General features: G+C 61.7%; 23 protein-coding genes. 13 read left to right on the top strand and 10 right to left on the bottom strand.

Features of this window, described 5'->3' with window-relative positions:
- Nucleotides 1–246: 246 nt before the first annotated feature.
- From SFY93_RS07615 to SFY93_RS07590, 6 genes are all read left to right on the top strand, one after another.
- A complete protein-coding gene (locus SFY93_RS07615) occupies nucleotides 247–678 on the top strand; it encodes a nuclear transport factor 2 family protein (RefSeq protein WP_320446624.1) in 432 nt (143 codons plus the stop codon).
- A 109-nt stretch (nucleotides 679–787) separates the two neighbouring features.
- The gene (locus SFY93_RS07610) at nucleotides 788–1,948 is read left to right on the top strand and encodes an ABC transporter substrate-binding protein (RefSeq protein WP_320446623.1); all 1,161 of its coding nucleotides are present in this window, start codon (nucleotides 788–790) and stop codon (nucleotides 1,946–1,948) included.
- 6 nt (nucleotides 1,949–1,954) lie between these two features.
- Nucleotides 1,955–2,821 carry a branched-chain amino acid ABC transporter permease gene (locus tag SFY93_RS07605; RefSeq protein WP_116661402.1) on the top strand — a complete coding sequence of 289 codons (867 nt, stop codon included), beginning with the start codon at nucleotides 1,955–1,957 and terminating at the stop codon, nucleotides 2,819–2,821.
- Nucleotides 2,818–3,756, top strand: a complete 939-nt coding sequence (locus SFY93_RS07600; RefSeq protein WP_175368648.1) for a branched-chain amino acid ABC transporter permease — start codon at nucleotides 2,818–2,820, stop codon at nucleotides 3,754–3,756. Before SFY93_RS07605 ends, SFY93_RS07600 begins: the two co-directional genes overlap by 4 nt.
- On the top strand, nucleotides 3,753–4,532 hold the full coding sequence (locus SFY93_RS07595; protein ID WP_120288321.1) for an ABC transporter ATP-binding protein: 780 nt from the start codon (nucleotides 3,753–3,755) through the stop codon (nucleotides 4,530–4,532). The genes SFY93_RS07600 and SFY93_RS07595 overlap by 4 nt, the downstream gene beginning before the upstream one ends.
- Nucleotides 4,525–5,235 carry an ABC transporter ATP-binding protein gene (locus SFY93_RS07590; RefSeq protein ID WP_320446622.1) on the top strand — a complete coding sequence of 237 codons (711 nt, stop codon included), beginning with the start codon at nucleotides 4,525–4,527 and terminating at the stop codon, nucleotides 5,233–5,235. The genes SFY93_RS07595 and SFY93_RS07590 overlap by 8 nt, the downstream gene beginning before the upstream one ends.
- 42 nt (nucleotides 5,236–5,277) lie before the next feature.
- Here SFY93_RS07590 and SFY93_RS07585 read toward each other — a convergent pair whose 3' ends face one another.
- The 5 genes from SFY93_RS07585 to SFY93_RS07565 form a co-directional block, all read right to left on the bottom strand.
- The gene (locus SFY93_RS07585) at nucleotides 5,278–6,237 is read right to left on the bottom strand and encodes a Bug family tripartite tricarboxylate transporter substrate binding protein (RefSeq protein ID WP_320446621.1); all 960 of its coding nucleotides are present in this window, start codon (nucleotides 6,235–6,237) and stop codon (nucleotides 5,278–5,280) included.
- Between the two features lie 177 nt (nucleotides 6,238–6,414).
- A complete protein-coding gene (locus SFY93_RS07580; protein WP_320446620.1) occupies nucleotides 6,415–7,380 on the bottom strand; it encodes a Bug family tripartite tricarboxylate transporter substrate binding protein in 966 nt (321 codons plus the stop codon).
- 79 nt (nucleotides 7,381–7,459) lie between these two features.
- Nucleotides 7,460–8,809: a hemolysin family protein gene (locus SFY93_RS07575; RefSeq protein WP_320446619.1), complete on the bottom strand. Its 1,350-nt coding sequence runs from the start codon at nucleotides 8,807–8,809 to the stop codon at nucleotides 7,460–7,462.
- A 55-nt stretch (nucleotides 8,810–8,864) separates the two neighbouring features.
- Nucleotides 8,865–10,007: a 3-dehydroquinate synthase gene (gene aroB, locus SFY93_RS07570; RefSeq protein WP_320446618.1), complete on the bottom strand. Its 1,143-nt coding sequence runs from the start codon at nucleotides 10,005–10,007 to the stop codon at nucleotides 8,865–8,867.
- Nucleotides 10,004–10,645: a shikimate kinase gene (locus tag SFY93_RS07565; protein WP_089262630.1), complete on the bottom strand. Its 642-nt coding sequence runs from the start codon at nucleotides 10,643–10,645 to the stop codon at nucleotides 10,004–10,006. Before SFY93_RS07565 ends, aroB begins: the two co-directional genes overlap by 4 nt.
- Nucleotides 10,646–10,819: 174 nt before the next feature.
- Between SFY93_RS07565 and SFY93_RS07560 the strand changes: the two genes are divergently transcribed.
- On the top strand, nucleotides 10,820–10,966 hold the full coding sequence (locus SFY93_RS07560) for a histidine kinase (protein WP_089262632.1): 147 nt from the start codon (nucleotides 10,820–10,822) through the stop codon (nucleotides 10,964–10,966).
- Here SFY93_RS07560 and SFY93_RS07555 read toward each other — a convergent pair.
- The gene (locus SFY93_RS07555; protein WP_320446617.1) at nucleotides 10,956–11,534 is read right to left on the bottom strand and encodes a TetR/AcrR family transcriptional regulator; all 579 of its coding nucleotides are present in this window, start codon (nucleotides 11,532–11,534) and stop codon (nucleotides 10,956–10,958) included. The genes SFY93_RS07560 and SFY93_RS07555 overlap by 11 nt on opposite strands.
- Before the next feature lie 100 nt (nucleotides 11,535–11,634).
- Here SFY93_RS07555 and SFY93_RS07550 point away from each other — a divergent pair, with 100 nt between their 5' ends.
- From SFY93_RS07550 to xerD, 3 genes are all read left to right on the top strand, one after another.
- Nucleotides 11,635–12,675 (top strand): NAD-dependent epimerase/dehydratase family protein, encoded by a 1,041-nt coding sequence (locus SFY93_RS07550; RefSeq protein ID WP_320446616.1) that lies wholly within the window; start codon nucleotides 11,635–11,637, stop codon nucleotides 12,673–12,675.
- A 32-nt stretch (nucleotides 12,676–12,707) separates the two neighbouring features.
- A complete protein-coding gene (locus SFY93_RS07545; protein ID WP_320446615.1) occupies nucleotides 12,708–13,118 on the top strand; it encodes a nuclear transport factor 2 family protein in 411 nt (136 codons plus the stop codon).
- Nucleotides 13,119–13,198: 80 nt separating this feature from the next.
- Entirely contained in the window at nucleotides 13,199–14,155 is a 957-nt protein-coding gene (gene xerD, locus SFY93_RS07540) for a site-specific tyrosine recombinase XerD (RefSeq protein WP_320446614.1), read from the top strand.
- Between the two features lie 3 nt (nucleotides 14,156–14,158).
- Here the strand turns inward: xerD and SFY93_RS07535 are convergent, their stop codons facing one another.
- Complete coding sequence (locus SFY93_RS07535; RefSeq protein WP_089262642.1) at nucleotides 14,159–14,941, bottom strand: class I SAM-dependent methyltransferase; 783 nt, start codon at nucleotides 14,939–14,941, stop codon at nucleotides 14,159–14,161.
- A 179-nt stretch (nucleotides 14,942–15,120) separates the two neighbouring features.
- Between SFY93_RS07535 and SFY93_RS07530 the strand changes: the two genes are divergently transcribed.
- The 3 genes from SFY93_RS07530 (at nucleotide 15,121) to SFY93_RS07520 (ending at nucleotide 16,754) form a co-directional block, all read left to right on the top strand.
- Nucleotides 15,121–15,468, top strand: a complete 348-nt coding sequence (locus tag SFY93_RS07530; RefSeq protein WP_320446613.1) for an MliC family protein — start codon at nucleotides 15,121–15,123, stop codon at nucleotides 15,466–15,468.
- A gap of 84 nt (nucleotides 15,469–15,552) precedes the next feature.
- Nucleotides 15,553–16,320 carry a hydroxyacylglutathione hydrolase gene (gene gloB, locus SFY93_RS07525; protein WP_320446612.1) on the top strand — a complete coding sequence of 256 codons (768 nt, stop codon included), beginning with the start codon at nucleotides 15,553–15,555 and terminating at the stop codon, nucleotides 16,318–16,320.
- 11 nt (nucleotides 16,321–16,331) lie between these two features.
- On the top strand, nucleotides 16,332–16,754 hold the full coding sequence (locus tag SFY93_RS07520; RefSeq protein ID WP_320446611.1) for a cupin domain-containing protein: 423 nt from the start codon (nucleotides 16,332–16,334) through the stop codon (nucleotides 16,752–16,754).
- Here the strand turns inward: SFY93_RS07520 and SFY93_RS07515 are convergent.
- The 3 genes from SFY93_RS07515 to SFY93_RS07505 form a co-directional block, all read right to left on the bottom strand.
- Nucleotides 16,751–17,614 (bottom strand): aromatic amino acid exporter YddG, encoded by an 864-nt coding sequence (locus SFY93_RS07515; RefSeq protein ID WP_320446610.1) that lies wholly within the window; start codon nucleotides 17,612–17,614, stop codon nucleotides 16,751–16,753. The two genes, SFY93_RS07520 and SFY93_RS07515, sit on opposite strands and share 4 nt — an antisense overlap.
- A gap of 79 nt (nucleotides 17,615–17,693) precedes the next feature.
- Nucleotides 17,694–18,419 (bottom strand): acetoacetyl-CoA reductase, encoded by a 726-nt coding sequence (gene phbB / locus SFY93_RS07510; protein ID WP_068732968.1) that lies wholly within the window; start codon nucleotides 18,417–18,419, stop codon nucleotides 17,694–17,696.
- 182 nt (nucleotides 18,420–18,601) lie between these two features.
- Nucleotides 18,602–19,780, bottom strand: a complete 1,179-nt coding sequence (locus tag SFY93_RS07505) for an acetyl-CoA C-acetyltransferase (RefSeq protein WP_089262650.1) — start codon at nucleotides 19,778–19,780, stop codon at nucleotides 18,602–18,604.
- Nucleotides 19,781–19,967 lie beyond the last annotated feature (187 nt).

Raw genomic sequence — 19,967 nt, 5'->3', positions numbered from 1 at the left:
CGCCACCGATCGGGACGTAGCGAAAGCATATGCGCGGGCAAGCAAGGCATGTGCCAAGGCGCATGCGATTCAATCCCTTATTAACTATTTGAAAACACGGCAATATCTTAAAATACTACTTCAAGGAACGCCCAATAATCAGGCGCGCCACAAAAGAATTGTATACGATCTGATGTATCTACCGAATACAATTCTGGCACCGGTTTTGCTATAATGGCGCCATCATCTGTCCGCAGGAGAAACCCGATGTCGCAATCCACCGCCGCGCTTGCGCCCGTCACCGATGAAACCGCCCAGGCTGCCGACCTCGTCGAGCGGTTTCTCGTGGCCTCCATGGTGCCGGACCCGGAAACCGCCGGCACCTTCATGTCGGCCGACGTCGCGATCACCTTCACCGGCGGCCGCAAGTTCAAGCATCCGCGCGATGCCACCGCGTTCAACGCCATGCGCTACAAATGGGTGAAGAAAAAGATGGAGCGCACCGACCTGTCGCCGGGGAATGGCGAGACTATCGTCTACAACACCGGCACTCTGTACGGCGAATGGCATGACGGCACGCCGTTCGAAGGCAATCGCTATGTCGATCGCTTCGTCGTGCGGGACGGCAAGATCGTGAGGATGGATGTCTGGAACGACAGCGCCGAGCGCATTCTCATACGCATGGATATCGAAGCGTAGCGTAAACACGGCGGCTTGATTGCCGCCGGCATTCAGTACCTCCAAATGTCGACGATCTGGCACTCAGCTTGCATACAGAATGCAAGCTGAGTGTAACCAGGGAACGTCGATGTTGCAGGGATTCTCCAAGACCATGATGACAGGCGCGGCGCTGCTGTGCCTGATCGGTGTCACCAACAACGCCAGGGCCGATGCAGCGGCCTGCCCAGCGACGATCCCGTTCGGATTGACCACGCCGCTGACTGGTAACCTTGCGTTGCTCGGCACCCAAGCCCGCAATGGCGCTGAATTCGCTGTCGACGAGATCAACGCCGCCGGCGGCATTTCCGGCAAGAAGATCGCACTCACCACCGAGGACACCGGCGCCTCGTCGACCGACGCTCTGAATGCGATGAATCGCATCATCGAGAGCAAGCCGCTGGTCATCATGTCGTCGATGATCTCGCCGCATGTGTTTGCACAGACCGAGAGCGTCAACAAATCCGAGACCCCGTTCATCGTCGGCGCCACCAACGCGAAAGTCACCGCGCAGGGCTCGAAGTGGCTGTTCCGCACCCACGCCCATGACGGCCAGCTCGCCCAGCTGATCCCCGAATATCTCGTGAAGTCACTGAAGAAGACCAAGCCCGGCATTCTCGTCGTTGCCGACGATTACGGCCTCGGCGCGTCGAAGGGCATTCAGGCGGCACTCGCCAAACTCAATGTCACGCCGGTCGCGACCGCCTCTTATGCCCCGTCCGACAAGGACATGAGCGCGCAGCTTCTGGAGATCAAGGACAAGGGCGCCGACAGCCTGATCCTGTTCGGTCGTCCCTCCGACATCACGCTGGTGCTGAAGCAGATGGGCGATCTCGGCATCAAGCTGACCACCATCGGCAATACCAGCATTGTCGCGCAGACCACCCTGAACAATCTGTCCGCAGCCGAAGCCGACGGCAACTACGCGATCGGGGGCATGATCCCCCAAACCTCGACCGATCCGAAAATTCTGGATTGGGCAAAGCGCGTGCAGGACAAATACAAAGTGCCGGCCGACAACTTCACCGTCTCCTATTACGACTCGGTCTTCATGCTGAAGTCGATCATTGAGAAAGTCGGCTGCGACAAGCCGGCGATCCGTGATGCCCTTGCCGCCACCAAGGACTTCAAGGGCATGCTGATCTCCTACCAGGCCGATGCCAACGGCGACCTCACCCATACGCTCGGCATCTATCGCAACAAGGGCAAGACCCCGGAATTCACCGGACCGATCAAAGAGAGCGGGTTCTAAAACTTCATGGGCCAGCTCGTCGTCAACGGCCTGGCGCTCGGGAGCATCTATGCTCTCGTGGCGCTGGGTCTGCTGCTGATTTTCAACACCGTTCAGATCGTCAATTTCGCGCAGGGACAGTTGTTGATGCTCGGTGCCTTTATCGGTATTTCGGGCGCGGTGACGCATGAACTGCCGATGGCGCTGGCCTGGGCCTCCACCATGCTGGCGATGGCGCTGATCGGCATCGTCTTCATGGTGCTAGTCTACTTCCCGCTGCGCGGGCGCCCCCCGTTCCTGGTGATCCTCACCACCATCGCCATGGGCATTGTGCTGGAGAACATCGCGCTGATCATCTGGGGGCCGCTGCCGGTGTCGCTGCCTTCGCCGGTGCGCGGCCCGCCGCTGCGTTTTGCCGGTGTCGTCATTTCGATGCACCAGCTCTTCATCTTCTGCACGCTCGCAGTGATCCTGCTGCTGCAATATCTGATGCTCACCAAAACACGCTTCGGCATCCTGATGCAGGCCACTGCGCAGGACCTGCACACCGCGCGGCTGGTCGGCATTCCCGTCAACCGCACCATCGCCGTCGCCTTTGCCTTTGGCGCGATCCTGTCGGGTATCGCCGGCCTGCTGGTGGCACCAATTTTCCTGGCCGAGCCGACCATGGGCGGCAGTCTGGGTCTCAAAGGCTTCGTCGTCAGCGTGATCGGCGGCTTTGGCAATCTGCCGGGCGCGGTGATCGGCGGCCTGTTTCTCGGCCTGATCGAGACCTTCGGCGCGCGCTACATCTCCTCGAACTTTCGCGATGCCTATGCCTTCATCGTGATGATCGCCGTGCTCGTGGCCTGGCCGCGCGGACTGTTCGGCGAGAAGAGCAGCGAGAAGGTATGACAGTGAAACACTGGTTTCCGCTCGCGCTTGGCGTTGTGGTGGCGCTGCTGATCCCGGCAGTGACCCATGACAACTATGTCATTCAGCTCCTCAACATCGCCATTCTCAACGCCATCGTCGTGCTCGGCTTGAACTTCGCCACCGGCTGGGTCGGCCAGATCAATTTCGGCCAGGCCGCATTTTACGGCCTCGGCGCCTACACTACAGGCATCGCCGCCAAAGCCGGATTGCCCTGGATCACGACGCCATTCCTGTCGGTGGTCATCGTGATGGCGGCGAGCCTCGTGCTTGGCCTGCCGACGTTGCGGCTGCGCACCTATTATCTCGCAATGACCACGATCGGCTTCGGCGAGATCGTCCGTCTGATCATCGTGCATTGGGAGCCGGTGACCGGCGGCACCTCCGGCCTGCGCGCGATACCGGGTATCGGCGTGTTTGGAATCGGCCCGCAAGGACAGGTTCAACATTACTATTTGCTAATCGCAGTGCTGGCGATTGCGGCCCTCGTCGCCGCGCGGATTCGGCAATCGTCGCTCGGCCGCGCCATGATCGCCACCAAGGATTCCGAGATCGCCGCCGAGCAGAGCGGCGTCGACACTACGCGTACCAAGCTGATCGCTTTTATGATCGGCGCGGTCTATGCCGGCCTCGCCGGTTGCCTCTACGCCTCCTCGATCCGCTTCATCAGCCCGGACAGCTTCTCCGGCACCCAGGCCATCCTGCTGATGACCATGCTTATCGTTGGCGGCATGGGCTCGATCCCCGGCTGCATCATCGGCGCCGTCGGCCTGACCATTTTGCCGGAGGCGCTACGTTTCCTCGGGCAATGGTACCTCGTGCTTTATGGCCTCGGCGTCATCGCCGTGATCGTGCTGGCGCCCGGCGGCCTCGCATCGCTGGCATCACGGCTGCCACGCTGGGCAGGTGCGCGATGACGGATCAAGCGATCATCACCGCGCGCGGCGTGACGCGCCGTTTCGGCGGCCTTGTCGCGCTCGACGACGTCGATCTCGACGTCCCCAAGGGAATCGTGCAGGCGATCATCGGCCCCAACGGCTCGGGCAAGACCACGCTGCTGAATGCGCTGTCCGGCGCCTCACATGCCGATGCCGGTTCGATCCGCATCGACGGCAAGGAGATCTTCCGCCTCAGGCCCAACCGCATCGCGCGGCTCGGGCTGGCACGCACGTTCCAGAACATCCGGGTGTTCTCCAATCTCACCGTGCTGGAAAATGTGAAAGTCGCTGCAGCCTGCAACACGCCCATGTCGATGCTCAACATCATGCTGTCGAACGGCACGCAGCGACAACGCGAGGCTGAGATCGAGAGCACCTCGCGCGAAGCGCTGGAGATCGTCAGCCTCGCCGCACGCGCGGACGATCGCCCGACCCAGTTGCCCTATGCGCAGCAACGCCTGCTGGAAATCGCCCGCGCACTGGCATCGAAACCGAAGGTGTTGCTGCTGGATGAGCCCGCCGCCGGCATGAACATGACCGAGAGCATGACCCTGCTCGACACCATCGCGAAACTGAAGGGCAAGGGCATCACCATATTGCTGGTCGAACACAATGTACGACTGGTGATGGGGATCAGCGACCGCGTGGCCGTATTAGATTTTGGGAAGAAGATCGCTGAAGGCGCGCCAAGCGCGGTTCAGCAAAACCCATTGGTGATCGAGGCCTATCTCGGCAGGCGGCATCGCCATGCTTAAGATCGAGAACCTCCATGTCTCCTACGGCCACATCGAAGTACTGAAGGGCATCTCGTTCAGCGTCGAAATGGGCGAGATCGTCGCGCTGATTGGCGGCAACGGCGCCGGCAAAACGACAACCCTGAGCACCATCTCCGGCCTGCTGCGACCAACGTTCGGCTCGATTTCGTGGAAGGGCGAGGCCATCCACGGCACCGCTGTGGAAACCATCGTCGGCGCCGGCATCGCGCATTGCCCCGAAGGCCGCCGGATATTTCCGGGCCTCACCGTGCGCGAGAACCTGATCACAGGGACAGCATCGCGCGCCTACAAGAAGGCCGAGGTCGAGGACGACCTGACGCTGGTGTTCGAACTGTTTCCGCGGCTGAAAGAGCGCATCAAGCAAGGCGGGTGGTCGCTCTCCGGCGGCGAACAGCAGATGCTGGCGATCGGCCGCGCGCTGATGTCACGGCCGAGCCTTCTGATGCTGGATGAGCCGTCGCTGGGGCTCGCGCCCATCGTGATCGAGCAGGTGTTCGACAAGATCGTTGAGCTGAATAAACGCACTGGACTGGGCGTGTTGCTCGTCGAGCAGAATTCGGCGATGGCACTGGAAGTGGCTGCACGCGCTTTCGTACTGGAGACCGGATCGATCACGCTGTCGGGCCCGGCCTCGGTGCTGGCCGACGATCCGCGCATTCGCGAGGCCTATCTGGGCGGGTAGCTATTGGCCTCTCCTCGACTTAGAGGCGAGGCCAACGTTCTGTCACTTCACATTCTTCAGCAGCGCGATATTCGCGGCAACTTCCTTCGCCACGAGATCGTCCATCGCCTTCGGCTCCATCGGCATCGGTTCGACGCCGATCTTCGTCAGCGCCGCCTGCATCTCCGGCTTGGCCAGCACCTTGAGGCCGGCATCGCGCATCTTGTCGACGATCTCGCGCGGCGTCTTCGACGGCACGAATACGCCGATCCAGCTGTTACTGACGCCGTCCTTCAGTCCGACCTCGACCAGTGACGGCACGTCGGGCAGTTCCGGCGTCCGCTTTTCGGTGGAGACGACGAGCGCACGCACCTGCCCTTCCCGGATCAGCGGCAAAGCCGTCGCCGCTGGGCAGAAGTAGAAATCGATACGGCCACCAAGGATATCGGCAATCACTTCAGGCCCGCCGCGATAAGGGATGTGCGTCGCTTCAAAGCCACCGGCCATCCGGAATTTCTCGGCGCTAATATGCACGGCGCTGCCGATGCCAACCGAACCGAAATTGATCGACGATCCGTTGGCCTTCGCATCCTTCAGGAAATCATCAACGGTTTTCCAGGGACGCTCCTTCGGCACGATCATGATCTGCGGGCTGACGCCGATCATGATCACCGACGACAGGTCTTTCGACGTGTCATAAGGCAGGCTTGCATTGATCGCAGGCGTGATTGTCAGTGCGGAGGAATGCGCTAGCACGCTGTAGCCATCCGGCTCCGCCTTCGCGACTGCCGCAGTGCCCACCGCGCCGCCGCCGCCAACGCGATTCTCGACCACGATGGTCTGGCCGAGTTCAGGCCCGAGACGCTCAAAGAAGATGCGCGGCACAACGTCCGTCGCGCTGCCCGGGCCGAACGGGATGGTGGCCTTGATCAAACGGCTCGGCCAGTTGTTTTCGGCCTGCGCCGCGACAGACGACAGCAGCACACCGGCGAAAATACACGACCACCGCATAAGCTTATTCATTACTTGCTCCAATAATACCATTCGAGGGGAATGGCCGCCCAATGATCGGGCCAATCGGCGACAACGAAGCAAGTTTCGGACCGTTTGAAGCCTAAAACAACGCCCAAACGCGCGGTGATCCAGCCCAGACAAACGACAATGCCGGCCTCACCCGTGCTGGCAAGGCTGGCAGTCCGCCTACTTGGCCGCGACCTCGCTTTTGAGCAGCACCTTGTTGTCGGCGATTTCCTTGACCAGCAAAGCATCCATCTCGGATGACTTCATCGGCATCGGTTCGACGCCGATCTTCTTCAGCGAAGCCTGCATGTCGGCCGTGTTCAGCACCTTGGTGCCGGTCACATAGAGTTTTTCGATGATCTCCGGCGGCGTTTTCGACGGCACGAACACGCCGAACCAGATCGAGCTGTCCGCATTCTTGAGCCCGGCGTCGATCGGCGTCGGCACATCCGGCAGATCGCGCACGCGAGTCGGCGTCGACACCACCAGCGCGCGAACCTGGCCTTCACGAATGAGCGGGAGTGCCGTGGCTAGCGGGCAGAAGTAGAAATCGATGCGGCCGCCGATGATATCGGTGATCACCTCCGAGCCGCCGCGATACGGGATATGCGTGGCCTCGAAGCCGGCGGCGGCGCGGAATTTCTCCGAACTGATATGCACGGCACTGCCGACGCCTACCGAGCCGTAATTGATCACAGTGCCCTTGGTCTTTGCGGCGGCCAGGAAATCCTGAATCGTTTTCCATGGCCGTTCGTTGGGCACGATCATCACATTGGCCGCATAGCCGATCATCAGCACCGAGGACAGCTCCCTGGTGGTGTCGTAGTTGAGGTTGGGAAAGATCGCCGGCGCGATGGAGATGGCGTTGGTCTGCGACAACAGCGTGTAGCCATCAGGGTCGCTCTTCGCGACAGCGCCCGTGCCAACCGAACCACCCGCACCCACGCGATTTTCAATCACGATCGGCTGCCCGAGCTCCGTGCTCAGTCTTTCGAAAAAGAGCCGCGGGACCACGTCACCCGCGCTGCCGGCACCGAACGGATTGACGGCCTTGATCGGCTTCGACGGCCAGTTCGTGTCGGCCTGCGCAGCGCCGGACATCAACACAGCGGCCAATACGCATGACAATCGCCAGGACTTGTTCATCGCTCGCTCCAGTTGCGCCATTCGATGGGAATGGCAGCTCATGGAGTAAAGCAAAAGCAAGAACCGGACCGGCCGAGGGCTAGAACGACGTCCCGGCCCGCGGCTTTTTCTCCGGCACTTCAGGCTCGGTCGGTACCGGGCCGATGCGCAGCGCGGTGATGCGGTTGCGCTCTCGGCGCAGCACGCGGAAGCGGAAGTTGTAGAAAGTGAAGCTCTGCCCGCGTTCGGGTATGGAACGTGCCTCGTGGATCACGAGGCCAGCCACCGTGGTCGCTTCATCATCCGGCAGATGCCAGTCCATGGCGCGGTTGAGGTCGCGGATCGGCACCGACCCATCGACCACCACCGATCCATCGGCCTGCGCACGGACACCGGCTACGACCACGTCATGCTCGTCGGCGATGTCACCGACGATCTCTTCCAGCACGTCTTCCAGCGTCACCATGCCTTCGACTTCGCCATATTCGTCAACGACGAGGGCGAAGTGAGTCTTGCGGCGACGGAATGCTTTCAACTGATCCGAGAGCGGACGCATCTCCGGGACAAACCACGGCGGCAACGCAATGCTGGCGACATCGATCTTGGCGGTATCGCCATCGACAGCGCGGATCGCGCGCAGCAGGTCCTTGGCGTGGAGCACGCCGATAATGTTTTCCGGCTTCTCACGCCAGAGGGGAATGCGGGTGTATTCGGTGGCGAGCACCTCGCGCACCAGCTCTTCGGACGGCAGGTCCGCATTCAGCGTTACCATCGCCGTGCGATGGACCATGACGTCGGACACCGCGAGATCGCCGAAGCGGAACACGTTCTGGATATATTCGGCTTCGCCTGACTCGATGCCGCCATGTTCGGCGGATTCACCGACAAGACCTTCGATCTCGACACCGGTGAGGATCTCATGCGGCGATGCTTCCTGCACGCCGAGCAGCGCCAGCGTGCCGCGCGACGCCGCGTTGAGTAGCCAGTTCAGCGGATAGAACAGGATGTAAGAGGCGTAGAGAGGATAGGCGATCCATTGCGACACCGGCTCCGGCTGCCGAATCGCCAGCGTCTTCGGCACCTGCTCGCCGATCACGATGTGCAGCGAGGAGAAGACGAGGAAGCCGGTAATGAAGGACGTAAAATGCAGAGCGGATTCCGACAGGCCGAGCGGATCGAGCACCGGTTTCAGCAGTGCGGCCACCGTGGGCTCGCCAACCCAGCCGAGTCCCAGCGATGCCATGGTGATGCCGAGCTGGCAGCAGGCCAGATAGGCTTCGATATTGCCCATCATGTTCTGCAGCAGACGCGCGCCGAAGCGGTTCTGCTCGACCATGCTCTTGACGCGGAAGCCTCGGCTTTTGACCAGCGCAAACTCCGCCGCCACGTAAAACGCGTTGGCAGCGAGCAGGAAGATCGCGATCAGCAGATTGACGGTAATCGAATTCATGAAAGTCCTGCGACGGCGCCGGCTTTGGTAACTCCCAAACCGGACACGGTCAGTTCTATCCCGTCAGCTTCTGATGCAGAAAGGCGCGAACCGTCGCGGGATCAACATCGTTTGCAATGACGGCCCGGCCGACGGCTTCCAGCAAAATAAAAGCGAGCTTGCCGCGTTTCACCTTCTTGTCCTGCGCCATCAGCGCCATCAGCGTATCCGAGTCCGCGAGGCCTTCCTGCGCGAAGCCGGCAATGTCCTGCAGCTTCGTGGGTAGACCCACATCGGCAAGATGGTGCTGCACGCGGGTCGCATCGCTCTCGGCGATCATGCCGAGTTGCGCCGACAGTTGCGCAGCAAGCACCATGCCGACCGACACGCCCTCGCCGTGGAACAGCCGGTCCGAGAAACCGGTCACCGCTTCCAGCGCATGGCCGAAGGTGTGACCGAGATTGAGCAGCGCGCGTTCGCCATTCTCACGCTCGTCGCGCGACACGACACCCGCCTTGGCACGGCACGAGGTCGCGATCGCATGTTCACGAGCACTGCCTCCGCGCATGATGTCGGCATGGTTGGCTTCGAGCCACGTGAAAAACGCGACATCGCCGAGCACGCCATATTTGGCGACTTCCGCATAGCCCGAACGAAACTGCCGCGGCGACAGCGTATCGAGGACCGCCGTGTCGACCACAACAAGCACCGGCTGATGGAACGCACCGAGCAGGTTCTTGCCCTGCGGCGAGTTGATGCCGGTCTTGCCGCCGACGGAAGAGTCGACCTGCGCCAGCAGCGATGTCGGTACCTGCACGAAATCGACACCACGGCGCAGGATCGCCGCGGCAAAGCCGGCGAGATCGCCGACCACGCCGCCACCCAGCGCGATGACGAGATCGTTGCGTTCGATCTTTGCCGCGATCAGCGCTTCGGAGACCTTCTCAAGACCCGAATAGCTCTTCGACCCCTCGCCTTCCTCAACAATGATATGCGAGGTCGGAATGCCGGCTTCCGCCAGCGAGGCTTCCGTTGCAGCGAGCCAATGCTTGGCAACGGTCCTATCGGTCACGATCGCTGTGCGCACGCCCGGCCGCAGTCTGGCGATCCGCGCACCAAGCGACGGCAGTACATTGCGGCCGATGACAATGTCATAGGCGCGCTCAGCCAACGCGACGTCCACGACGATCGGATCGGAATGTTTCAGCGGGGCGGTCATAGTTGAGAACTCAAGGGATCGCCTGTCGGTTCGGAAATGGCGGAAGCTGCGTGCGGGCGGAACAGATGCTCATGCAGCGCGATGATGCCTTCCTCGACGATCTTCTCATGCGGCACGTCGCGCGAGTCGATCGTGATGTCGGTCTGCTCGTAGAACGGATGGCGCGCCTCGATCAGCCGCGCAATGGTCGCGGCGGGATCGGCTGTCTTCAGCAGCGGACGGTTCTCCCGGCGCCGGACCCGGCGCAGAATCACGTCGGCGTCAGCTTTCAGCCACAGCGAGATCGCCTTGTCGCGGATGCGCTGACGGGTCTCCTCGCGCAGGAAGGCACCGCCGCCGGTCGCCAGCAGGATCGGTCCGCTGTCCAGCAGCCGGGCGATCACCCGCGCCTCGCCATCGCGGAAATGCGGCTCACCATGGACCTCGAAAATGTCCGGGATCGACATCCCGGCCGCCGCCTCGATCTCGTTGTCGGCGTCGACGAAAGGCAGCCGCAGCCGCGTCGCCATGCGCCGGCCAATGGTCGATTTGCCTGCCCCCATCATGCCCACCAGCACGACCGAACGCTTTCCCAGCGCCGCGACGATGGCGGCCTCCTGGGGTGCGCTGGCAATGGCCGGCAAGATGGTCTCGGACATCAAAAACACCTGCAAAATCAGTGAGCGACAAGGGATCGCAGAGGTTTGCCGCATTCCGGTCACCTATACTACCCCCAGCGCCAGCGTTGCCAGCACCTCTTGCAGTCTGTATCCGGACAAGGTGACCGCCTCAGGCGGGACGAATCACCCCATTTCGCCGCCGAGTCCCTGATCATGCCCAGCCTGTTCCGCTTTTTGACGGTGGTCGCGGTGATCGTCGGCGTGGTCTATGGCGTGATCTTCGCGCTGGCCAATTTCGTCAATCCGAAGCCGCGGGACATGACGGTCACCATCCAGCCGGACAAATTTCTCAAGAAATAGCCGTGCGCAGCAGGCGCATGAAGAGCTGCATGTCCTCCGCGAATTTCGGACCGGCTCCCTCCGCGTGCTTGATCCCGTCCATCGCAGCGACGATGACTCCGGCGACGTCGGTTGGTCTGGCTTTCAGTGAGCCGAGATTGACCATGCCCGCGGTCTCGGCATCGCTCAGCGCCTGCGCCAGCAGAGCGACCAGCCGGGCCCTCGCAGCGAGCGTGATGTCTTTGGCCAGAGCCATGTTGACGTCGAACAGTTCAATGGCGTCGGCGCTGCCCGCGAAAGGGGCGATCAATTCGCGCTGAAACACAGCCATCGCCGTCTCCATGCGACCGAACACGTCGCCAGCGCCTGAGAGCGCCGCCTCGACATCGCGCATGGTCCGCGCATGGGCACGCGTCGAGCCCGCCCGAAACAGATCTTCCTTGCTGTTGAAGCTCAGATAGAGCGATGCCCGCGAAATTCCCGCGGCGCGCGCGATATCGGCCATGGACGCCTTGCGGAAACCGTGGCGGACGAACACCGGGAGTGCAGCATCCAGAATGTGATCGGTTTTGGCATCTCGTTCGCTCATTCAGACAGATTGACAGTTCGTGTCCACAGCGTCAAAATACAATTAGACAATAATAGTCCAATTGTCCAATTTACGCATTCCACATGGGACAGGAGCGAACATGCATTCGGGATTGGTCGGCAATCGAGAAACCATTGTTCTTGTCACGGGCATCGGCGGCTTTCTGGGCGGACATATCGCCCGGCAGTTGCTGGCCAAGGGCTACGCTGTCCGCGGTAGCGTTCGTCGCATGAGCGGCTGCGACCGGATCGCGAAGCAGATCTGTGCGACGCCAACCGACTCGCACTCGCTCAGTTTCGTCGAAGCCGACCTCTGCTCCGACATCGGATGGGATGCCGCCGTCACAGGCTGCAGCTATGTGATCCACACGGCATCGCCGTTTCCGGCAGGCCTTCCGAAGGATGAAAATGAACTCATCCAACCCGCACGGGACGGCGCGTTACGGGTGCTACGTGCCGCGCATCGCGCAGGCGTGACGCGGGTTGTACTCACGTCCTCGATCGCGGCCACCAATCACGGGAGCGGCAAGGCGCCGTATACCGAAGACAACTGGACCGATCCGACGGGCAAGCGGGCAACGCCCTACTATAAATCCAAGACGCTGGCCGAACGGGCGGCATGGGCCTTTGCTGCGGAAACCGGACTGGATCTCGCCGTCATCAATCCCGGCATCATTTTCGGACCTCTGCTAGGTCCGGATTACGGCACGTCAATCGGGCTGGTTCAGCAGATGATGAGCGGCAAGCTCAAACGTGTGCCGCGCTTCGGCATCGCGGTGGTCGATGTCCGCGATGTGGCTGATGCACATATCAAGGCGATGACCCATCCGGATGCGTCAGGTCAGCGCTTCATCGCTGCCGGGCAGTTTCTATGGATGCGCGACATGGCTGCCGTACTGGCGCAGTCATTTCCGAATTATGCGTCGGCTCTGCCCTCGGGCGAAGTGCCAAACTGGATGATCAAGGCAATGGCGCCGTTCAGCGCACGGTCGCGCATGATCGTCCACGAACTCGACGTCGATCTGAGTGTCAGTGCCGCGAAGGCGCAGCAAATGCTGGATTGGCAACCAAGATCCGCCGACGAGGCCATTCGCGCTAGCGCGCAAAGCCTGATTGACCACGGCCTGCTTGCGATCTCCTGAATTCCCACAATGCACAACAATGGAACCAACCTATGACCTCATCCATCGTCGCCCCGAAAGAGCACCCGGACGCTGAAGATATCCGGGGCATCGAACGCGCGCGGCTTCGTGCGCTTGTGAGCGCCGACATGGCAGCGGCCGAGCCGCTGCACGCCGCAAACTTCCAGCTGATCACGCCGATCGGCGCGGCACTGTCAAAAGCCGAATATCTTGGTGCCGTTGCAGGTGGCCACATCAAGTACCTAACATGGACGCCCGGTGACATCGCCGTGCGGCTGTATGGCACGAGTGCCGTGATCCGATATCGCGCCCGCATTGAGGTGGTTTTCGGGGGCCACAAGGTCCCGCCAGGCGACTATTGGCACACCGATGCCTATGAAATGCGTGACCGGCAGTGGATGGTGGTCTGGTCGCAGGCCACATCGATCGCACAGCTTGCCTGACCTTTTTGAATCTATGCCGTCCCGCGGCTGCAGCGGAGGAAAACCACTGCTGCAGCCCGGATCATGGGTTATGATGCCGCATGACCGCGACCTCCTCCGACGCCAAACTTTCCGGCCTGTTCCTCGACATGCTCGCCGCCGAACAAGGTGCTGGCGTGAATACTCTGGACGCCTATCGCCGCGACCTCGAAGATTTCTCCGAATTCGCCACCGGAGCGAAATCCAGCTTCATGGCAGCCGACACCCAGCTGCTGCGCGACTACCTGGAAGACCTCGACGAGCGCAGCTTCAAATCGACCACCGTGGCGCGGCGGCTCTCCGCTATACGGCATCTGTTTCGCTTTCTGCTCAGCGAAAAAATCCGCAGCGACGACCCGGCCGCCATTCTGTCCGGCCCGAAGCGCGGCCGTAGCCTGCCCAAAGTGCTGTCGATTGCCGATGTCGACCGCATGCTGGTGCAGGCGCGCACGCAAGCGCAGAACGCGGAGGCTTCGGCGCAGCAGCGGCTGCGCGATGCCCGGCTCTATTGTCTGCTCGAAGTGCTTTACGCCACCGGGCTTCGTGTGTCCGAACTGGTCTCGCTACCGCTCACCGCTGCGCGCCGCGATGCTCGCATGATCGTGGTGCGCGGCAAGGGCAACAAGGAGCGGCTGGTACCCCTCAATGAAACCGCCAAACAGGCGATGGCGGAATATCTCGCCGCGATGGCCGAGTTGCAGAAGCCTCAACCAAAAAAGAGTGCAGCCTCGAAATGGCTGTTTCCGTCTTTTGGCGAGAGCGGCCACCTCACCCGACAGCATTTCGCGCGCGACCTGAAAGAACTTGCGGCTGCATCCGGCATCGCGCCGCGGCTTGTCTCGCCCCACGTGCTGCGCCACGCCTTTGCCAGCCATCTGCTGCATAACGGCGCCGATCTTCGCATCGTGCAGACCCTGCTGGGGCACACCGATATTTCGACGACGCAGATCTACACCCATGTGGTGGAAGAGCGGCTCAAGAGCCTGGTCCGAGACCTGCATCCGCTCGCGGAAAAATAGCGCTCAGCGCGAGTGCGGCTCGGCCTCGCCAAGATGATCCGTCTCATCGTCGCGCCGCATCCCGGAGGTCGGCACCAGTACCGGCTGCAGCGCTGGAATCAGCCGCGTGCGTTCGCGCTTGGCGGGGATCGCGCGATAGACCTGTTTGGTGGCTTCGACGATATGCACGCCGGCGAACGGCATCGACAGCGCCGCGCCGATCCGCTCCCAGGCCATTGCCGAGCGCAGGAACCAGCCCATTCCGACCGGCGGCATGAACAGCGCTTCGCTCCATGCCGTCGGTGTAAACCAGGTCTGTCGCAGCAACTGCGTGATTTGCGAGCGCGAATAGGGTCGACCGTGACCGAACGGCGTCGAGTCGGTGCGGGTCCAGACGCCCCGGCGATTCGGAATCACCGCCATCAACCGGCCGGACGGTGCGAGCACGCGCCAAACCTCGCGGAGCAGACCTTCGGGATCGTCGGACATTTCCAGGGCGTGCACCAGGATGATGCGATCGACGGCGGCATCCGGCAGCGGCAGCGAGAATTCGTCGACCAGTGTGGCCAGCGCGGGCTTTGCCGTCGGCCATTTCAGCACCCCCTGCGCCGCCGGCATGAAGGCGATGCACCGTTCGGAATTCTCCCGGAAAAGGCCGAGATACGGTGTGGGGTACCCCAGACCGAGCACACGCTGGCCTTCGGCATCCGGCCAATGCGCCTGAATACCGCGATTGATCAGCCGCCGCGCCACGATACCGAGGCGGCGCGAATAGAAATCCCGGAGATCGATCACATCGATGGTCATGATGACTTTCTAACACGTTGCGGCCGCCCACGATCCCCCGAATCGCGCATTGCCGGGGCAGCGTTAACGCCAGATATCCAGGCATCGCGGGCGGTGAGTTGCACCAATTGACAAGCCCGGCCCGGCTGCGGCCTAGTCGAAGAAACAGGCGCCGCGACGTTGTTGCAGGAGAGACAAAAATGCTGTCACGCCGAGGTCAAACGATCACAAGGACGGCCGCGACGGCCGCGGGTCTGGCCGTGGCAGCACTCGCGCCATTATCCGCCGAAGCCAATCCGGCGACAGTCGATTACATCTGCACCCCTGCGCTGCCGGGCGGCGACAAGATCTCCGTCGATTACAATTCCGGCGGCAAATCGATCACCCTGTTCTATCCCAATGGCGAAACGCTCCGCATGCCGATCCAGCGATCCGGCTCGGGCTTCCGCTACGGCGAAGGCAATGTCGGGATTGCCGGCAAGGGCCAGACCACCATCACGCTGCAGATTGCCGGCCAGCCCGCGCGCCAATGTGTGACACCGCGCTGACCGTCATGCATCGCCCATATTCATCCCCATCAATTTGCCGCACGTATGTGCGAGCGCATCACGACGTGATCCAACGGAGTTACCATGGCTGCTGAAATTCGCGTGTTCCCCTGCCTGTCCGACAATTTCGGCTACCTGATTCATGATCCGCAGAGCCTGAAGACCGCCGCGATCGACGCGCCGGAGGCCGGCCCGATCATGAAGGTGCTGCAGCGCGAAGGCTGGAAGCTCACCGATATTCTGGTGACGCATCACCATGCGGACCATGTCGGCGGCATCGCCGAGCTGAAGAAAACTTATGGCTGCAAGGTCACAGCGCCGCACGATCAGGGCACGGCAATTCCTGAAGTCGACCTCCGCGTCGCCGAAGACGATACCGTGCAGGTCGGGGCGCTCACCGCGCGGGTGTTCGAGACCCCCGGCCATACGCTCGACCATATCTGTTACGTGTTCGACAGCGAACTGGCGGTGTTCTCGGCCGACACGCTGTTTTCCGGCGGCTGCGGGCGGGTGTTCGAAGGCACCTATCCGATGATGTGGCAGTCGCTGAAGAAGCTGCGCACATTGCCCGACGACTACCGTGTCTATTGCGGCCACGAATACACCGCGGCCAACGTCAAATTCTGTCTCGGTATCGATGCCCACAACGAAGCGCTGAAGGCCCGCGCCGATGAAGTGACGCAACTGCGCGCGGTCAACAAGCCCACCATCCCCGTGCTGCTTGGGCTCGAGAAGAAGACCAACGTGTTCCTGCGCGCCGACGATCCCGCCATCGCCGCCGCCGTCCGACTCAAGGGCTACAGCGAAGACGATGTGTTTGCCGAATTGCGCGAACGCAAGAACAAGTCCTGAGGATGGGTAAGATGCCGACTGCGGCCGAGATCATCGCAACACTCGGCCTGCAGCCGCACCCTGAAGGCGGGCACTATCGCGAAACATTTCGCGATAGCCGCGCAGATGTGAACGGGCGTGCGGCCTCAACGGCGATCTATTTTCTGTTGGCACGCGGCGAACGCTCGCACTGGCATCGCATCGATGCCGTCGAGATCTGGCACTATCACGCCGGCAGCCCGTTGATGCTGGAGATCGCCGACGACGCGGGCCAGCGCACGATCACGCTTGGGCCGGACGTCGCGGCAAATCAACAGCCTCAGGGCATCGTGCCACCGCATGCCTGGCAGTCTGCCTCGACCACTGGCGACTGGACGTTGGTCGGCTGCACGGTGGCGCCAGGCTTTGATTTTGCGACGTTCGAGCTGGCACCGAAAGGCTGGACGCCGGGCTAGCCACGCTTCCAGATCATGTCTTTCGCCGCGATCAGACCACCGCCCGCGATCAGCGCCGCGGCGACAGCAATATTCGCACTCGCCTGCGCAAAGCCGGCAAGAATCAGGAACGCCGTCGACAACAGCGGCGTCGCATAGGATGCGGCACCCAGTACGCGGATGTCGCCGCGCTTCATGCCGATGTCCCATGCGAAGAACGCAGCGCCGACCGGGCCAAGACCGAGCGCGATCACCGCCGCCCAGGCCAGCGCGCCTGACGGCCAAACCGACACTTCCGTGAAGCGATGGACGATGAACGCCAGCAAGGCCGTGTTGGCGCAATAGCCGGCCACGGCATCTGTCGGCACATCCTTGAAGCGGCGCGACAGCACCGAGTAGCCGGCCCAGACGAAAGCCGCCGCCAGCGCAGCCGCGAAGCCCATGAGTTGCGACGAGGTCGCCGAAAGATCGATATTGCCGGACAGCAACATCGTGGTGCCGACCAGACCAAGCAATGCTCCGATGACATGATGCGGTTTCAGGCGTTCGCCCGGCAGCAGCGAGGAAAACAGGACGATCAGCAGCGGCCAGAGGTAACACAGCAAACTGGTTTCCGCCGGAGGCGCCAGCCGCAGCGCCACGAAATACAGCGCGTGATAGCCAAACAGGCCGCCGATGCCGACGATCGAGGCCCGCCATGGCTGGCGAAGCGCCTGGCGCGCTGCGGGCCGTACCGCGAAACTCGCCGCAGCGCCAATCCCGAATGTCATCGCCATCAGCTGGAACGGTGGAATCGCTCCCGTCGCTACCGTCATCACGGACAACAGCGACCACATGAGAATGGCGGTGAGGCCGATCAGGGTAGCGGTGCGGGAGGTCATTTCATCGAACTAGAGGCTGTCGTTCCCTGGCACGCCAATCAGCCTGTCGGGAAACGACGCGCGTGCGGTTATTCAAACATCACGCGTGATATTGCCCGCCATTGATGGTCATGGTCGAGCCAGTGAAGAAGCCGGATTCGTCTGCGGCCAGGAACACCACGGCGCGTGCAATTTCCTCGGGCTCGCCGAGGCGATTGACCGGGATCTGCGGCAAAATGCTCTTCTCAAGCACGGCGAGCGGCACGGCCTGCACCATCTCGGTGTTGATGTAGCCAGGGCAGATCACGTTCACGGTGATACCGAGCTTGGCATTCTCGAGAGCCAGTGCCTTGGTGAAGCCGATGTCGCCGGCCTTGGCGGCGGAATAGTTGACCTGGCCGAATTGGCCCTTCTGGCCGTTGATCGATGAAATGTTGATGACACGGCCGAACTTACGTTCGCGCATACCCTCGATCACCTGACGGGTCATGTTGAACAGCGAACCGAGATTGGTGTTAACCACCTTGTTCCACTGTTCCGGCGTCATCTTGTGGAACGCGCCGTCCATTGTGATGCCGGCATTGTTGACCAGCACTTCCACCGGTCCCAGATCGGCCTCGACCTTTTTCACGCCCGCGGCGCATTCATCGAACGAACCGACATCCCACTTGTAGGTGCCGATACCCGTCTCGCTTTTGAATTTCTCGGCGGCGGCATCGTTGCCGGCATAGCTTGCCGCGACGCTGTATCCCGCAATCTTCAAAGCCTTGCTGATCGCAGCGCCGATCCCTCGTGTTCCACCGGTCACCAATGCTACGCGCGCCATGATCGATCCCTCCACCAATCTCTTTTATAGTTATAGCTTCGAATTAATCCGGCGATACGCTGAACATCAAGCAGAATTGGACCATCAAGCGAAAATGCCCGACGCAAAGCATCGGGCATTTCGTGTAGCAGTGTGTGCAGTGCACGCGCGAGCCGATGTTTTCGGCACGCGACGCGTAAGGATTAGTCGCGTGCAATGCACATCGCGATGCCCATGCCGCCGCCGATACACAGCGTGGCAAGGCCTTTCTTCGCGTCGCGCTTTTCCATCTCGTGCAACAGCGTAACGAGAACACGCGCACCGGATGCACCCACCGGATGACCGATCGCGATCGCGCCACCGTTGACGTTAACCTTCGACGTATCCCAACCAAGGTCCTTGTTCACGGCGCAAGCCTGCGCAGCAAAAGCTTCATTGGCTTCGATCAGGTCGAGATCGTTGATGGTCCAGCCGGCCTTCTTCAGCGCGGCGCGCGATGCCGGGATCGGGCCAGTGCCCATGATCTTCGGATCAACGCCGGCCTGGCCCCACGACACGATGCGGGCGAGCGGCTTGAGGCCTTCCTTCGCGGCCTGCTTGGCGGTCATCAGCACCACGGCGGCAGCGCCGTCATTGATGCCCGATGCACTGCCGGCGGTGACGGTACCGTCCTTCTCGAAGGCCGGGCGCAGCTTGGCCATGGCCTCGATGGTGGCGCCGTGGCGCGGATATTCGTCATCGCTGACGATGACGTCGCCCTTGCGGCCCTTGATGGTGACCGGAACGATCTCGTCCTTGAACTTGCCGGCCTTCTGCGCAGCTTCCGCTTTCTGCTGCGATGCAACAGCGAACTCGTCCTGCTGCTGGCGCGTGATCTGGTACTGCTTTGCCACGTTCTCGGCGGTGTTACCCATGTGATAGCCGTTGAAGGCATCCCACAGACCGTCCTTGATCATGGTGTCGACGAATTCCACCGGACCCATCTTCACGCCACCGCGCAGATATTGCGCATGCGGGGCCATGCTCATGGATTCCTGACCGCCGGCAACGACGATTTCCGAATCACCATTGAGCAACGCCTGATAGCCGAGCGCGACCGTGCGCAGGCCGGAGCCGCACAGCATGTTGACGCCCCAGGCCGAAGTTTCCACCGGCAGGCCGGCGGCAATCGAGGCCTGACGCGCGGGGTTCTGGCCCTGCGCAGCAGTGAGGATCTGTCCCATGATGACTTCGGAGACGCGGGCCGGATCGATCTTGCCGCGCTCAAGCGCCGCCTTGATGGCAATGGCGCCGAGATCATGCGCCGGCATGGTCGCGAAAGCGCCGTTGAAGCTGCCGACGGGTGTGCGGGCAGCGCTGACGATGACGACATCGTCTGACATGGACATCTCCTGTTGTTGAGGTTTTTTCGACGGTCAGAGCCAGGATGGCGGGGGCCGCGTTGCAAACTATCCTGTTAACTGAGGGTCGGACTGTCAATTGGTCAGACGCCAAATTACGGCCGCAACGCACGCAAAATGGCACGGATGTCGCTTTGCATAGCACAAGACTGCTGCCATTTTAACCGTG

It is taken from the genome of Tardiphaga sp. 42S5, from assembly GCF_034044155.1.
GTDB lineage: Bacteria > Pseudomonadota > Alphaproteobacteria > Rhizobiales > Xanthobacteraceae > Tardiphaga > Tardiphaga robiniae.
Note: the sequence above shows the minus strand (reverse complement) of the source record. Positions and strands in the feature narration are given on the sequence as shown.

What these genes read in the sequence shown, in the direction of transcription:
- SFY93_RS07550 (WP_320446616.1), top strand. Translation starts at nt 11,635, where the DNA reads ATGCATTCGGGATTGGTCGGCAATCGAGAAACCATTGTTCTTGTCACG.
- SFY93_RS07515 (WP_320446610.1), bottom strand. Translation starts at nt 17,614, where the DNA reads ATGACCTCCCGCACCGCTACCCTGATCGGCCTCACCGCCATTCTCATG.
- SFY93_RS07610 (WP_320446623.1), top strand. Translation starts at nt 788, where the DNA reads ATGTTGCAGGGATTCTCCAAGACCATGATGACAGGCGCGGCGCTGCTG.
- SFY93_RS07615 (WP_320446624.1), top strand. Translation starts at nt 247, where the DNA reads ATGTCGCAATCCACCGCCGCGCTTGCGCCCGTCACCGATGAAACCGCC.
- SFY93_RS07545 (WP_320446615.1), top strand. Translation starts at nt 12,708, where the DNA reads ATGACCTCATCCATCGTCGCCCCGAAAGAGCACCCGGACGCTGAAGAT.
- gloB (WP_320446612.1), top strand. Translation starts at nt 15,553, where the DNA reads ATGGCTGCTGAAATTCGCGTGTTCCCCTGCCTGTCCGACAATTTCGGC.
- SFY93_RS07595 (WP_120288321.1), top strand. Translation starts at nt 3,753, where the DNA reads ATGACGGATCAAGCGATCATCACCGCGCGCGGCGTGACGCGCCGTTTC.
- phbB (WP_068732968.1), bottom strand. Translation starts at nt 18,419, where the DNA reads ATGGCGCGCGTAGCATTGGTGACCGGTGGAACACGAGGGATCGGCGCT.
- aroB (WP_320446618.1), bottom strand. Translation starts at nt 10,007, where the DNA reads ATGACCGCCCCGCTGAAACATTCCGATCCGATCGTCGTGGACGTCGCG.
- SFY93_RS07575 (WP_320446619.1), bottom strand. Translation starts at nt 8,809, where the DNA reads ATGAATTCGATTACCGTCAATCTGCTGATCGCGATCTTCCTGCTCGCT.
- SFY93_RS07560 (WP_089262632.1), top strand. Translation starts at nt 10,820, where the DNA reads ATGCCCAGCCTGTTCCGCTTTTTGACGGTGGTCGCGGTGATCGTCGGC.
- SFY93_RS07520 (WP_320446611.1), top strand. Translation starts at nt 16,332, where the DNA reads ATGCCGACTGCGGCCGAGATCATCGCAACACTCGGCCTGCAGCCGCAC.
- SFY93_RS07605 (WP_116661402.1), top strand. Translation starts at nt 1,955, where the DNA reads ATGGGCCAGCTCGTCGTCAACGGCCTGGCGCTCGGGAGCATCTATGCT.
- SFY93_RS07565 (WP_089262630.1), bottom strand. Translation starts at nt 10,645, where the DNA reads ATGTCCGAGACCATCTTGCCGGCCATTGCCAGCGCACCCCAGGAGGCC.
- SFY93_RS07530 (WP_320446613.1), top strand. Translation starts at nt 15,121, where the DNA reads ATGCTGTCACGCCGAGGTCAAACGATCACAAGGACGGCCGCGACGGCC.
- SFY93_RS07600 (WP_175368648.1), top strand. Translation starts at nt 2,818, where the DNA reads ATGACAGTGAAACACTGGTTTCCGCTCGCGCTTGGCGTTGTGGTGGCG.
- SFY93_RS07535 (WP_089262642.1), bottom strand. Translation starts at nt 14,941, where the DNA reads ATGACCATCGATGTGATCGATCTCCGGGATTTCTATTCGCGCCGCCTC.
- xerD (WP_320446614.1), top strand. Translation starts at nt 13,199, where the DNA reads ATGACCGCGACCTCCTCCGACGCCAAACTTTCCGGCCTGTTCCTCGAC.
- SFY93_RS07580 (WP_320446620.1), bottom strand. Translation starts at nt 7,380, where the DNA reads ATGAACAAGTCCTGGCGATTGTCATGCGTATTGGCCGCTGTGTTGATG.
- SFY93_RS07555 (WP_320446617.1), bottom strand. Translation starts at nt 11,534, where the DNA reads ATGAGCGAACGAGATGCCAAAACCGATCACATTCTGGATGCTGCACTC.
- SFY93_RS07590 (WP_320446622.1), top strand. Translation starts at nt 4,525, where the DNA reads ATGCTTAAGATCGAGAACCTCCATGTCTCCTACGGCCACATCGAAGTA.
- SFY93_RS07505 (WP_089262650.1), bottom strand. Translation starts at nt 19,780, where the DNA reads ATGTCAGACGATGTCGTCATCGTCAGCGCTGCCCGCACACCCGTCGGC.
- SFY93_RS07585 (WP_320446621.1), bottom strand. Translation starts at nt 6,237, where the DNA reads ATGAATAAGCTTATGCGGTGGTCGTGTATTTTCGCCGGTGTGCTGCTG.